Annotated in this window: 8 protein-coding genes and 1 pseudogene; 5 read left to right on the forward strand and 4 right to left on the reverse strand. The window is 59.4% G+C overall.

The annotated features are described in order from the left end of the window. Positions 1-95: 95 nt before the first annotated feature. From ABIG06_RS17220 to ABIG06_RS17235, 4 genes are all read left to right on the forward strand, one after another. The gene (locus ABIG06_RS17220; protein WP_036030851.1) at positions 96-380 is read left to right on the forward strand and encodes a type II toxin-antitoxin system Y4mF family antitoxin; all 285 of its coding nucleotides are present in this window, start codon (positions 96-98) and stop codon (positions 378-380) included. Beyond that, positions 380-1,660 (forward strand): type II toxin-antitoxin system HipA family toxin, encoded by a 1,281-nt coding sequence (locus tag ABIG06_RS17225; protein WP_245333439.1) that lies wholly within the window; start codon positions 380-382, stop codon positions 1,658-1,660. Before ABIG06_RS17220 ends, ABIG06_RS17225 begins: the two co-directional genes overlap by 1 nt. 879 nt (positions 1,661-2,539) lie before the next feature. Then, positions 2,540-2,734, forward strand: coding sequence for a hypothetical protein (locus tag ABIG06_RS17230; protein ID WP_124163810.1), 195 nt, complete (start codon positions 2,540-2,542; stop codon positions 2,732-2,734). Between the two features lie 144 nt (positions 2,735-2,878). Then, on the forward strand, positions 2,879-5,929 hold the full coding sequence (locus ABIG06_RS17235) for a Ulp1 family isopeptidase (protein WP_245454676.1): 3,051 nt from the start codon (positions 2,879-2,881) through the stop codon (positions 5,927-5,929). A 173-nt stretch (positions 5,930-6,102) separates the two neighbouring features. On the opposite strand, the pseudogene ABIG06_RS17240 reads toward ABIG06_RS17235, so the two are convergent. The 4 genes and pseudogenes from ABIG06_RS17240 to ABIG06_RS17255 form a co-directional block, all read right to left on the reverse strand. Next, a pseudogene (locus ABIG06_RS17240) lies at positions 6,103-6,535 on the reverse strand (transposase domain-containing protein); the annotation flags it as partial. Between the two features lie 478 nt (positions 6,536-7,013). Then, the gene (locus ABIG06_RS17245) at positions 7,014-7,433 is read right to left on the reverse strand and encodes an SET domain-containing protein (protein ID WP_124163809.1); all 420 of its coding nucleotides are present in this window, start codon (positions 7,431-7,433) and stop codon (positions 7,014-7,016) included. A gap of 2,207 nt (positions 7,434-9,640) precedes the next feature. Continuing rightward, the gene (locus ABIG06_RS17250) at positions 9,641-9,946 is read right to left on the reverse strand and encodes a hypothetical protein (RefSeq protein WP_124163808.1); all 306 of its coding nucleotides are present in this window, start codon (positions 9,944-9,946) and stop codon (positions 9,641-9,643) included. 148 nt (positions 9,947-10,094) lie between these two features. Further along, positions 10,095-11,468, reverse strand: coding sequence for a hypothetical protein (locus ABIG06_RS17255; protein ID WP_124163807.1), 1,374 nt, complete (start codon positions 11,466-11,468; stop codon positions 10,095-10,097). A gap of 1,467 nt (positions 11,469-12,935) precedes the next feature. Here ABIG06_RS17255 and ABIG06_RS17260 point away from each other — a divergent pair. Continuing rightward, positions 12,936-13,559, forward strand: coding sequence for a J domain-containing protein (locus tag ABIG06_RS17260; protein WP_124163806.1), 624 nt, complete (start codon positions 12,936-12,938; stop codon positions 13,557-13,559). The last annotated feature ends 404 nt before the right edge of the window (positions 13,560-13,963 follow it).

The raw sequence follows: 13,963 nt of genomic DNA on the forward strand, positions 1-13,963 counted from the left end.
TGACATTTCGGAATGTCGGCGAGCGGCTACATTTATAATTGTCAGCGAGCGGCGACTTATGCTAATGTAAGCTAGCACTAACATTTGGGATTGGAATGCTTATCCGTACACCTGGCGACCTCGGCGCCGTCATTCGCGACAGACGCAAACGCCTCAAGCTAGACCAGGCGACACTGGCCAAGCGGATCGGCGTCAGCCGTCAATGGGTGATTGAGGTCGAGCATGGTCATCCCCGCGCAGAGCTGGCTCTTGTCCTTCGTGCTCTCGACGTTCTCGGCATCCCGGTGGACGTCAACAGTGGAGGGCCCACCAGCCGCGGGTCTACCTCCGCAGTTGATATCAACGCCATCGTCACCAAAGCCAAGGAAGGCAAGACATAATGGCCGAGCTCATTGCACTCTTGGATGGCACCGAAGTCGGTCGCGTCCGCAGTGAGGCGCGCGGCCGGCTGACCTTCGTCTATGACAATGCATGGCGCAACGCGGAGCGGGCCTATCCCCTGTCGCTTTCGATGCCGCTTGCCGCCGAGGAGCACGGTCCAGCCACCGTTCAGTCCTTCTTGTGGGGGCTGCTGCCTGACAACGAGCAGGTGCTCGAGCGCTGGGCCAAGAAATTTCAGGTATCGGCGCGCAACGTGTTTGCCCTCATCTCTAACGTCGGTGAGGATTGCGCCGGGGCTATCCAGTTCGTCACGCCTGATCGATTGGGGGCTCTGAAAACAGGCAAAGATGACAAGATCGAATGGCTGGATAAGTCGGAAATAGCAAATCGGCTTCGAGTCTTGCGCGAGGATCACGCTGCCTGGCGTCTGCCCAGCGACACGGGTCAATTCAGTCTTGCAGGCGCCCAGCCGAAAACCGCGCTTGTCCTCAAAGACAACAAATGGGGCATTCCGTCCGGGCGCATACCAACCACCCACATTTTGAAACCACCGACGGGCCATTTCGATGGTCACGCCGAGAATGAGCATATCTGCCTGCAGCTCGCACGCGAACTCGGGCTGCCAGCCGCTGAAACCAAGGTGATGCGCTTCGAACAGGAAATAGCGATCGTGGTTGAACGCTACGATCGGCAGGTCAGCGGGAACGACATTATCCGCGTTCATCAGGAAGATATCTGTCAGGCCATGGGCATCCCGCCGACCAAGAAATACCAGAACGAGGGCGGACCAACGCCTGCCGATGTGGTCGAGCTCTTGCGGACCTACTCGACAGACCGCGAGGCTGACCTTGAGACGTTCGTCAGCGCTTTGGTCTTCAACTGGCTCATTGGGGGCTCTGATGCTCACGCCAAGAACTATTCATTGCTTCTGGCCAGCGGCGCTCTCGTGCGTCTCGCTCCCCTTTACGACATCGCCAGCATTCTTCCTTACGACCACGTCGATCAGCGCAAGATCAAACTCGCCATGAAAGTCGGGGGTGAATACAAGCTCGATCAAATTGGCTTGCGTCAGTGGCAAAAATTTGCACGCGAGACGCGTGTTGATGCGGACGTACTCATCGCTACGCTGAACTCCATGGCCGGGCAGATCCCTGACCTGGTGGCGGACATTCGCACGCGAGCGCAAAAGGACGGATTGGAGAACGCTGTCATCGAGCGATTGGCAACGGCTTTGAGTACGCGAGCCAAGGATTGCGAACACGTTCTGAAGGGGATCTAGGATACGGATCATCCATCAATTGAAGGGAGTCGAACGCAAAGCTGCCGGTCTAGATTCATGATCTCGCGTTGAGTATTGCCGATGGGGGCTGGAGCGCTTGGGTAATTCGCTAGGGGGGACGCGTGTGGTATGTTTCAGCAGAGTTTTCCCATCTGACGCGGGGTCGCAGGTCCAGCTACCAGCGCCGACACTTCTGAAGAGAGCGAGCTTACGCGGACACACGAAATCGCTGTCCTCTTGCGCGACGATGCTGACTTGCGCCAGCGCACTCTGCCAGAGTCGCTAAGACATCTACGCTGAATCATTTGTTGATCCCGCCCTCGGCGTCCTCCGGCTGCTGCGATCTTTACGTCGCTCAGCAGGCGATCGCTCGTCACCGCGCTCACCTTCAAAACCGACCGACCGCTCATCGGCAGAAAGCTTCAATCTGCCGTGCCGTTCAAGTGCCGGGCGCAAGAACGGCTCGCGACGAGCCGCTTACTGCAGAGCCGGTCAGAGGCGTCCCATACCACGATCAGTGCAGCGCGAATGGAAACCCCATAGGTCCGGCTCGGCCGCCGCGGCAGGGCCGATCCGATGCTCGTCCACTGACAGTGGTCGGATCGCGTGCTTACGATGTCATACCGTGACGGCGCAAAGCTCGTCCAGGAGTCGTCCCTTCTCACGCCGACCGCCCGGCCGATGACGCACGGCCAGGGCTGATGTGATCTCGCGCTTTTCGCGCATGCTGATCGTCCCTGCCGTAGCCGCTACGGAACTGATTCGGCAGCTCCGCCCAAGGCACGACTGGGAAGTTGTCCGGTAACATTTTTAGTGAGGCAATGCGCCCCTCGGCGACACGAGGATTACCGTCTCCTTGGGTAGCCGATGAGAGAGCGAATGAACGAGGAACGAATCGCGGAAGGCTCGTCGTGGAGTTGCGAGACCGATCTGGATCAACTGTGGCTTGGCACCCATGCGTGCACCTGCGGCCCGGTATGGTCGTTTTGCAACCAGAGCAATGACGAGTCGTCGGCTCACATGCCGCCGGAAGGGTTCATCGGCGGCGAGGACGGCGGGTCCTTAAACCCATGAAACCCGCGACGATTGAGAGCCGCGGGGCAGTTTCGCTTTGCAGATGTGGCGATGCATTGCTTCACGAGCGACGGCCTCGTCAGCTTCTGGAAAGCCTATCCATAATAGGATCAGCTCAATTGATTTCTTGGACGTGAGGCTATCGTGGACCCGTACAATTTCGATCCACCCAATCCAACAGCTTGGTCCCCGGTGCAGCACGCCGTCTTGGAAGAGGACCAGGGGGGCCATGCCGGGCAAGAGGGCTTTGAGCAGCACTTGGCCGAGGCGCGCTCACCCGATCCGGGTCCTGTCTCCCGTGGCGGCCGCAACTACCATCCCCATCTCTCTGCAGAACATCGGGACACTATCGACAAGGCGATTGCCGAATATGCAGCTCAGAAAAACCCACAACGGAACACGGTTAAGCGCTATACTCAGGCGCTTCGCCGACTTGGAAATGATCTTGGCGCTCATCGCATTACGATTGATCTGAGGGACCACCAGTCCCTGGTCCGTCATGTCAAGACTTACTTCCCGAACGACGAAGACATGAAGAAAGGGTTGGGTGTCCTTCGTGCGTATCATGATCGGAGCTATGTAGCTTCTGGCGGGCGGCCGCGCACGATCCCTTCAGCGGAAGATGCGCCCCTCTCAGAGCGGCTTAATGCCAGTGGCATGACGTCGGGCAGTGCTGCTCGTCATGATCGTAGTCTTCGCAGATTTTCTAACGCGCTTAATCTTGCGGGCTACTCGATATCCGGGTTAGACCACGCGGCGCGCATTGAATTTGCTCAGAAGTTGTTCCCGAACGACGAGCTTCTGTTGTTCGCATTAGGCAAGGTTCGCGATGCCGAGAACGTTCCCGGCGCGCGTGCATCTCGGAAGCCCAGCGGTCGTGCTGTCCCGTCGCCCGCGTTGCATCTTTATCCCGATGACGCCCGCATCATTGATGGCCTGGAAAAGGCAGAGCTGAGCATGCTCAAACCCGAGGAGAAGAGCCGGAAAAAAGTTGTTCAAAATCTGGCCCGCAACCAACGAAGATTGGGTGCTTGGCTCCAAAGGGAGGGGCGGGGGAGCATAGTGAGCCGACTCACCGGCACCAGTGAGCAGCAAAAGTCGTTGAACGACGATCACACCGACTTTAAAAAATCCAATCGAAACGCGGACATGGGCTTCGATCGGCTTAGGAGCTACCTATTGCTCGTCGAGGCGAACGCTGCGCTGGGCGTCTGCCCTGAACAGGCGGGTGGGGAGCCGCGGCGTGGCGAGTCGAACTCAACGTGGTCGCCGCACCTGCCGTACGATTTTGAGTGGCCGACGCCGGAAGCGGTGCCAGATGGGTCGTCGGCGATCTACCGAGGTCTCGACTCCTTCGTTGATCTGCCGTACACCTCGCAGGAGGTGAGAGACGATGCTCAGTCAACGCCGGTGGGTAGGGCTGCCGCCAGACCGCCGCTCTTCAACGGACCATCGGACGCGCCAGCTCAGTCGCCCGACATTTTCCGCGGTCTTCAGTCTTTCGTTGATTTGCCGTACACGCCGCAACAGATGCGAGACGATGCTCAGTCGGCGCCGGTGAGTGGGGCTGCCGCCAAACCGCCGCTCTTCACCGGACCGCCGGACGCGCCAGCTCAGTCGTCAGACATCTACCGCGGTCTCAACTCTTTCGTTGATCTGCCGTACACACCGCAGCAGATGCGAGACGATGCTCAGCCAGCGCCGGTGGGTGGGGCTGCCGCCAGACCGCCGCTCTTCACCGGACCGTCGGACGCGCCAGCTCAGTCGTCAGACATCTACCGCGGTCTCAACTCTTTCGTTGATCTGCCGTACACACCGCAGCAGATGCGAGACGATGCTCAGTCAGCGCCGGTGGGTTGGGCTGCCGCCAAACCGCCGGTCTTCACCGAACCATCAGACGTGGCAACTCAGTCGTCACAGATCTACCACGGTCTCAACTCTTTCGTTGATCTGCCGTACACACCACAGCAGATGCGAGACGATGCTCAGTCGGCGCCGGTGGGTGGGGCTGCCGCTAGACTGGTGCTCTTCACCGAACCATCAGACGCGCCAACTCAGTCGTCACACATCTACCGCGATCTCAACCCTTTCGTTGATCTGCCGTACACGCCGCAGCAGATGCGAGACGATGCTCAGTCCGCGCCGGTGGGTGGGGCTGCCGCCAGACCGCCACTCTTCACCGAACCATCAGACACGCCAGCTCAGTCGTCAGACATCTATCGCGGTCTCAACTCTTTCGTTGATCTGCCGTACACACCGCAGCAGATGCGTGACGATGCTCAGTCAGCGCCGGTGCTCAGCCCTGCCGGTAAACCCGCGTTCTTCGTCGGGCGATCGGGCGTACTTCAGGAGCTTGAGGACATCGGATACCGAGTCGACGAGGATTGGCAGGATGGCTCCCAGCCGGTGCCGGATTTCTTAATCGATGTCCTGGATAATATCAGGGTCCTGCCGACCCAGTTCAGCGGCCCAACCCAGCTCTCCATGAACGGTGAGACCTACTCGATCACATTGGGGCCGCGAGGACGCCGCGTTGCGCAATTCATCCATCATCCTCGCCCGTCCCCTGTCCCGGGTGCTCAGATCGGCCCCTCGGCTACTGTTGCCTCTTCCGGCCACCGCAGCGGTCCCGTGCTGGGGCCCACGCAGTGGCTGGGTGACGAGCATATCCAGCGGGACTATGAGCTCCTGGCGCAGGAGTTGCAGCAGAACAATCCGGATCTCGCCGCTCGGACGCGGTTCGTGGATCCCCTGATAGCCCAAATGTTGCGATCCCCCTCCAAGGAGGTAGCCGAACGAGCATTAGGGTGGGTTCGCCCTGGTACAGCTGACTTCCTGTTCCTGCCGGTAAGCGATGCCAGCGATACGGATAGACATCAGCGCGGCAGTCACTGGTCGCTGCTGCTGGTTGATCGCCGCGATCGTGGCCGGCGGGTCGCCTATCACTATGACTCTACCCAGGGATACAATGACGGGCTCGCAGCGGAACTCGCAGGACGGCTCGACGCTAACCTGCAACAGGCCCCGATAAGACAGCAGCAGAACAGTTATGACTGCGGCGTCTTTGTCCTGGACGGCACCAGGGAACTGGTAAGGCGATTGGCAGCAAGACGGCCGGACCTGAACCTCAACAATCTTGTCATCAGTCGGCAGGAACTGCGGGACCGACTAGGCGCTGGTGTCGGCTTCAACTGAATAGGGCCACGACCGAGTGAAATGCTGTTCTCGCCGATCGAAGATCCGCAATCGGTGTGTTCGCAGAGCATTATAGTGTCTCACGTGAGGAGCTGAGTACGCATACGACGAAGACCGCCTGATTGACGCATGCCCGCGGGCACAGCGAGCTCTATGATCGGTCGGGGGAAAGGTCAGCGGCCTGCTGACCCGGCGGGCTTATCGGCCTGGCGCAGGAGCTTCCATTTCCAGGGCAGCAGTTCGTGCAGGCGCGACGCGGGAAGATCGGCGATCCGGGCCAGGACCTCGGCGAGCCAGGCCTTGGGATCAACGTCGTTGAGGCGACAGGTCGGTATCATCGTCAGCATGATGGCGGCACGGTCGGCGCCACGCTGGCTACCAGCGAAGGTCTAGTTGCGCCTTCCCAAGACAATGCCTGTCAATGCGCGCTCAGCGCATTGGTCAAGCAGATCTTGCCATCGTCGAGGAAACGGGCGAAGTCGAAGTCGCCCCGCGCCTGAGCATGTAGTTCCTAGGCTTCAGGACGTCGGAGGAGCGCGAGAGGGCTTCGCGCTCGCGCAACAACCAGACGTGCATGTCCTCGAGAAGCGGCTTGCTTTTCCTCTGCGCTGCGCGCGGACGTAAATCGAGGGGCAAAGATCGAGCCGCAAGCGGTCTCATCAAGTGCGTTTGTGAACAGCACATCTGCGACTCTGACGTTGCACAATCAGCGCATGCTAAGATACCTATCAGGCTCAGCTCCTGCGCCTTCTCAGCAACGACTGGGAACTGATCGAGCGTCGTCAGATTCTGAAGTAAGTGCGAGATCAGGCACATCTGCGGAGATCTTGCCTTAGGGTAGGCTCTACAGATGTTGTGAACTCCACGTCGCGCTTATACGTCATCGAAAGCACGTTCCGGGCCGCGGGCCACCGCACTCTGCGCGCCGGGGATGTCGAACACGGCTGCGCTCGCAATAATCTTCAGGCTCGAGGAGGCAGCCGCAAAGCTGGGTCGGTCGATGGCCGCAATTAGTTGGCGAAACTCTTCCCGTAAATTTCGCCGACGAATCAGTCGTCAGACCACGAACTCAATCCACTGCCGCCTAGCCCGTTGGGGCATCAACATTCACCGATGGTTCTTTAGCCCACGATAAGTCACACGTCGGATCGAAAAACAAGTAATTGCAAGTCAGTTCTTCACCAGGTTGTACGTCACGCGCGGTTAAAATTCGGCAATGATCGTCCTGATATGTATTTGGCTGACTGCTGTGGTTCATGAAGCGGGCATTGTCAGCATTGTACTCTATAACACCATCATTAGCCTTGTAGTCTCTTGGATAGGCATGCTTATCAAGTAGAGCTCGAAATGTTGGAGCTAGAGCTTCGTACTGCTCAGGCGTTACCGCGATGTCAACGATTGGGTTGTGAATCCAAATCAGCGAACCTTTGGGCAAAAGGGCAGCGGAGAAAAGTCCAATACCGCCAAACTGGTCTGGCTTTAAAACAGTTTCGATAATCAACATTGAAGAAGTCTCCCTAACACCCAGCAAGCTAACTGACCTGAGCCCCGAAATCTCCTGCGCAAATCGGTAGGGTCGTCTAATCGCGCCTCCGTCCCAAATTGGATTTTTTCGCATTCGTTGCCGCAGCGGCTGGCGGATCGCCTTTCGCGGTACCGCCATTTTGGCGGCGGTGGAAGCGGTGCAAGTCAGTGGGATTGCAAAGATCTGCGTCAATCAAAGATCCGCGTGACCAAGGCGGCGAGTTCATGTCGCGCGATCGTGACCTGTAAGCCTACGAGTGCGGCGACACGCTTGCTTTATCGCCGTCCGGCAAGCCGCGGACATCGGCTTCATCGAGGCCCTCAAGAGCTGCTTTCGCGCCGAGCGTCCATGGCCACTGGTTCCTGCCCCTTGCGCATGCCCAGGACAGAAGTGGAGACATGGGCACATCGTTAGCGAACGGCCACCCCGTGGGCGATCGGCTGTCGAACGCTGATTTCGCCGCACAACCACGTCGGCGTAACCAGCCTGCCATCATAATCACGCGACAAAGCTCTAGCCTTGGGGTGGTCTAAAGCGCGGTCTCGCTGAAATCGCGACATGTGACTGCTGCTGTAAGAAAGTTCGATGGCAGGTCAGGTGCAGGATAATTTCGCGGGCGTATGCACCGTATCGGTCACCTGTGAGCGACCTAGAGCTGGTGGTGCGCTCGTAGACTCCTGGTCATCGCCCGTGCCGCTTCCGCTGCGAGGCCGTCCTGTCGAGGCCGTCCTGTGAGGACGCCGGATCTGCACTAAGCGTTTGGCCGTAAGGGATTTGACGCGATCGGCGCGACGCGCGGCGAGGCTGGAGTCTAGGGTGCAGCATCCCGGTTTGGTGCTTAGCGGTAACGGACAGTAGGCTCCGCAAAACGGCTGATCCTGCAGGTGAGCAACGACAGGCTTATGCGCTTTGTCCGAAGCCGCAGCCGGTCGCAGCCGATTGTCTCAAGCTCATCGGCAAACTCGCCAGGCCCGGCTGCAGGCGGCGCATGAACGAATTGCGATGTTCTCCGCGTCGAGACCCCAGAGCGGACCTGAAGCCAGAGTAGATCGTTTCCCTAAATCGAAGGGCCACCTCTAGCCTTATGGCCACGAGGTAATCGAGCCATAACCAGGGCTGCATTGCTCGCTCGGGCCGTTCCTTTGAGAGCAGCTTCTCGGCCAAGCCGTGATCGCGCCGGGTTCCAAAGAGAGACGACACTCGTGCCAGAAAGTACTCCCCCGCGCTCTATTCCTCAGCCCGGACACTGAAACAGGCAACAAACGCACGGCACAGCCTGCGCACGATTGGTCCAGGCATCTTTCAATGTGGCGTTCGTCGATCCGCCGCTAGGGGCATGCAGACGCCTCGTGAACTTGATCGCCTCGCGCGAGTCGCGCCGGCCAGATGCTTCCGGGAGCCGCGGTGTGCCCGCCTGGTGCTACTTTCGGCCAGGCAGGCTTGCACGATCAGCTCAGGTAGAACATTGTCGCGGCGATCCTCAGTTGAAGCCGGCAGGAAGTGCGAAACGCCTCAACGTTCGCGCCGGCGAGCCTTGCCCTATGATTTGTCCCGGCATCAAAGTACGCGCGAGATGTGCGGTCGTTCACACAAGATGGTCGCGATATGGCTTAGATGGGGCAGCAGCCTCGGGGTCGGAGTTCCTGGTGTTGACATTCAGCAGCGAAAGCTGGTCGCGGACAGATACAGCTTTGGTGCTTGGCAACCATGCTGCAGCGATCGTCTTTGCGGCTCGTTCGCTATTTTGAGGGTCCTCAAACACTAATCTTGCCGATTTGATCAGCCGGACAGAGGTCGCTGCGGCTTGCTCAGCTTCATCCTGCGCTGAAGCTCCTTGAGGAGAGGTCATCTCAGGTCGTCGTCTTCGACGGGCAGAGCAGTGCCGACGGCAGTCCGCGCTGAACCGAAACCTTATCCCGGAGGACGCGGTTCTCATCAAAGCGTCCAAAACCGGAGTAGCGACAGATAATTCACGGTCTATGCACTGCTCTTAAGGTTTCAGCGACTGTCTACGCCGAAAAATGGGAAGGGCATTGCTGACCGGCTTTCCGCGGGGACGTTGAATGCACATGTCAGGAGTATAACCACGGCAGTAGCTTCGGGGTAGCACTGTGTGAGCTGCGGAACACGTCGGCTGGGCTAAGCGATGAAGATCGCGCACGGTATTCCGGACCATTGCTGACCCCTCAGATATGTACTGAAAGGCTCGAGGCGAATCGACGAGGTGCTGGGCAGCGCCTCGTCGGCCAGACGAGCTTTCTGCGGAACGCCACGGCCAGGATGTGCATCTGGGACTGATGGACGACCACACCCATCTGCAGCCAGCTAAGCTCAGCCGACGCGTGTTCGATGCGGGCTCGAGGATGCTTCCCTGTCTCGGGGCCGAGGCCCCAATCAATGGCAATGCTGTAAAACGCAACGGCGATAACACCGTAGGTGTTCTTCGCAGCTTTGGCGTTCGGAAGATCAAAGAAGATCGCTGTGCGGCTCAACGAGGAGCCGCACAGCGATGATGCGCGCAAGTTAATCGGGCGGGGTAGCGCTCACCCGGACCCCCCGGAACCGCGCCAAGCTCGCTGGCGCAAGCTATGCTACATTAATAAGTCCAATACCGGAGCTATGTGGTCGGGTTCCTAATTCTTAGCGCGGGGATTGTCTCTCGGCATCTCCATTGCTTGGGTGATGGATGAGCCGCACGTCATTTGGGCCTCCCGGCCCCAAGAGGGCGGTGTAACGCTCGCCGAGAATATCGTAGTTTATTGCCGGGTGCGCATCGTTCGGCAACTGGCCCCAGCGGCGAAGCATCGAGAGCATCGTGTCCGGGGCTGGTTGGTCGCCGTGCGAAAAATTCTTGGGAACGGCGAATGATGCAGCATAAATCTCGCGGGGCGCGGGGGACGTCCCCTCAGCCCTGGAGGAGGACGCCGGAGCGGCTTGCTCCATCGACCGTCCAAGCCGCGATGATGAGGCTCGGTTCGCTGGTTGCGCGCTGGGCTGCGGAGCGTTTTCCAGCCGAAATCCCAGAGGAATGGCAGCGCCTTGCGGAAGAGGGGTGCTTCGCCTCATCGTTGCCGCGGGCACGAACAGCGCCGTGTAGCGGTCATTGTGAACGATAAAACTGTTGGGTCGGCTGTCCTGGCTCGGCGCGACGTTGCTACGGTCAAGCGCAGCGGACGCGTGCTGGTGGCCCTGCCGGAAATTGAAGGGAATAACGGCCGGTTCTGAATCCAGCCCTTGGTGATGACCCTCGGTTGGCTGGACGGAAGACGATGGGCCGGCGTTTCCCACCATCGCCCACAGCAGATCCTGATCGTAGCCTTCCGCGGGAAGGACGAGCCGATCGCTGGCCTGAAACGGTGCGCCGGCGTCTTCCATCGGCTCGCGAACGACTGAACTGCCGGGCTCGCTCACCTGGCGTCCGATAGCATCCCCTTCTGTATGGCTTAGTGTTCTCTGCCTCTTCGCAGGCCTCAACTCCCCGGTGTAATCCTCACCCATGAGGACCTCGTGACTTGAAGAGGGAGCGCTCCCGGTCAGCTCGTTCCGAGCCGGTTGGTAGCCGTCGCTCCAGTTGAACTGAACGGCTTTTCCGCGGTCCGGTCCCTGGTGATCGCGCGCGGTTGGGAGAGACGATGTTAGGTTGGGTTCGCCCATCATCCCTCGCAGCGGGTCCTGATCGTGACCTTCCGCAGGCAGCTCTTTCGGCCAAGTCCAAGCTTCCCGCGGCGCGCTGTGCTCGGCAGCGGTGTCCCCGAGGTGTCTGGTGACGGCGTCTTCGGGATGAGGACCGTGGGCCGCCTGGTGCCCAAGATCCAAAGCCTCGATGAGGCTACGCTCTTCCTCAGACAGAGGAAAATAGTAGGGATCTGAAGAAGCGGGGATCTCTGCAACGGCAGGGGCATCAAGCTGCGGCACTTCATCCAAGTACGGCTCAAACTCCGCTTGCTGCTGTTGCGGTTGTGACACTGCGGCGTGGTCACGGTCGAATGGGTTGATGCTGTTAAATGGGTCCATGTCAACTCCCCGGGGGTTGGGTCGGTTCGCAATGCTGAGCCGACAGTGTCGCACTCTCCCGATCTATTCGGATCAGCTGTCGACAAGCTGACGCGCTTAGAGACTTACGGATTGCGATCTCAGATCAATCATTTCGCGCTCTTGAACGCGACTCGTGACAGAACCGAGCAGGCGGCATGGCTTTGCCCGTTCGGGACGAGCACAATGGCGTCGGCACTCTGACGCCGCGACCATCTCGGCAACTGAATTGGGTCTCTTCAGTCAACCCGCACGTTTCGAGGCCATCTCGATCAGCTTGCACCAACAATCTTACGGCTTGTGCCGACAACGCTTCCTTGGCTCGCAGGCTTGTGTGCCGCGCCGCGGCGGATGCTCTCGATTGGATTGCAGTTCTCAGCTGGCTCTGGTGCTCGGCAGCAAAGTCAAAGAAAGCCAATGGGCTGTACATTGGCGATCCTTGTCCGGCAATCACGTCACGCGCATGTTTGGCGCGGCTTTCGGCGAAGGTATCAAGTGCATGCTCCGCGACCGCCCGGCTTGGCGCCATTGAGATCCTGCTTGGCCTTCTTGCCACTCCAAACCAGTTCGGGATGTCTTTGAGCAAGTTGACGGCCTTTTGCTGCGGGCGCTCGTATTCGCCCTGCGATTGGTCATTCAGGCCCGAAATCATCGAAGGCGAAAGGTTCGGTGCATCCCCTCCAGCAGGCCGAGAGCGCCTCCTGGATCGCCTGTCGACATAGCGCGCAGCTAAGGGGCGGGCAGCAGGGGATCGAGGCTTCCTAGTTCGCCGCGCTCGGACTGGCAAAATCACCGAGGTGAAGCCGATCCAACTGGCGAGCCGCTCGCGCGCCGGTCCTCACCTTGGGCCTGGCAATCTCGATTGCGCCAATATCCGTTTCGATGTTGCGCGTCGGCCCACGGCCGTGCCGCACGGCCGGGCGCGACCATCCGCGGCGGCTTCAGCTCGCCGGCGTCTCCGAAACGCGGCAATTGCGTCTGGACGGCCCGGACGAACAGATCGCGCGCTATGTTGCGGACAATTTGTAGCAGTGCATGATCAACCACAGGCGGCTGACCGAAGGGCAGGATGTTGATCGTCTCCTTCGGGCCTCATCGGGTCCTTGAAGAAGTTCTCGCAGGTTCGCCATCCACCTGGATACGCTGCCTCTCTGAGCGCGTTATCACCCAGATTCCTGCGCAGCTCCCGCTTTCTTCGTATTCACCTGGTCCCGTTCAAGACCTCTATGTGCAGAACCCGACAGCAAATTGCAATTGAGTCGATCTGAATCGCAGAAGAGATGCTTGCCTGAACCAAGCTCGGCCGTCCTGGCACGTCGATTGCTAAGAAGTGCCTGCTACATCGTGCCACTAACTAGACGCAAAGGCCGAGACCAACTTGCAATCCAAACGCAATTCTCTAGCAGACAAGCGGCGCTGTTAACTGCCGCTCCGCTAACGGATCCAGTCATGCTGATCGACACCTCCAAAATCTTCGACTCCATTCGCATCAACAAGAAGGAAGCGCGGGAGCGCCAGACCTCGGCGCTATGTGAATGGCCTGGTTGCCAGAACAAGGCGACCCATCCCGCGCCCAAGGGCCGCGACAATGCGCGCGAATATTGGCACTTCTGCATCGACCATGTTCGCGAATACAATGAGTCCTACAATTTCTTCACGGGAATGGACGCGGAAGCGGTCGCGCGCTACCAGAACGACGCGCTGACCGGCCATCGTCCGACCTGGAAGATGGGCGAGAACATCAGCGCCCGCAAAATGGCCGGCAGCGCGGCCGATTTCGAGGACGACTGGCATGCCTTCTGCACGCAATTCGAGCTGAACGGACGCGCCGGTACCCGCCCCCGCGCGGAGACCAAGCCTGAGGCGCGCAAGATTTTAAATGCCGAGCGGAAAGCGTTGCAGGTGATGGGCCTGAATGCCAATGCGACGCTCGGCGATATCAAGGCGAAGTACAAGGCGATGGTCAAGCAGCACCATCCCGATGTCAATGGCGGCGACCGATCTACGGAGGATCGCCTGGTCGAGATCATCAAGGCCTACCATTACCTCAAGACCGTGGTGCGCGAGAGCTAGGGCGGACACGACTTGAACGGCTTCACCCCACCGGCCGCTACTAGCACTTCATCGTGTGAAAGCTGCATCCGAGCTGGGGTGTAATCCGCTTCAGACCCCCACGCCTAGGCTGAGAGGTGCAGCATCTCCGCCACGTTAGCCGGAGTCTTTATCAACAGCGCGCTCCGGATCAATCCACGACGAGCCTTCCGTGATTCTTTCCTCTTTCATTTGCTCGCTCCTCGGCGTTGCAAAGAGGGGGCAAGTCCTCGCGACGCCGAAGGGGGCGGTTCGCAAAGGCGCGCCACAGCGAAACGCTGAAGGCGCCGGTCCTCGGCTGCTCAAAGACCCCGCAACACTAAACTGCTGCTGCGCTGCTCGATTTCAAGGATGGAAAGGCCCGTACTGTATTTGGCTTGCGCGTT

The organism is Bradyrhizobium sp. USDA 326 (genome assembly GCF_049739485.1).
In the GTDB taxonomy this organism is placed as follows: Bacteria; Pseudomonadota; Alphaproteobacteria; order Rhizobiales; family Xanthobacteraceae; genus Bradyrhizobium.

Coding starts and splice junctions, on each gene's coding strand:
- ABIG06_RS17245 (WP_124163809.1), bottom strand. CDS start 7,433: ATGTTGATTATCGAAACTGTTTTAAAGCCAGACCAGTTTGGCGGTATT.
- ABIG06_RS17225 (WP_245333439.1), top strand. CDS start 380: ATGGCCGAGCTCATTGCACTCTTGGATGGCACCGAAGTCGGTCGCGTC.
- ABIG06_RS17255 (WP_124163807.1), bottom strand. CDS start 11,468: ATGGACCCATTTAACAGCATCAACCCATTCGACCGTGACCACGCCGCA.
- ABIG06_RS17260 (WP_124163806.1), top strand. CDS start 12,936: ATGCTGATCGACACCTCCAAAATCTTCGACTCCATTCGCATCAACAAG.
- ABIG06_RS17230 (WP_124163810.1), top strand. CDS start 2,540: ATGAACGAGGAACGAATCGCGGAAGGCTCGTCGTGGAGTTGCGAGACC.
- ABIG06_RS17220 (WP_036030851.1), top strand. CDS start 96: ATGCTTATCCGTACACCTGGCGACCTCGGCGCCGTCATTCGCGACAGA.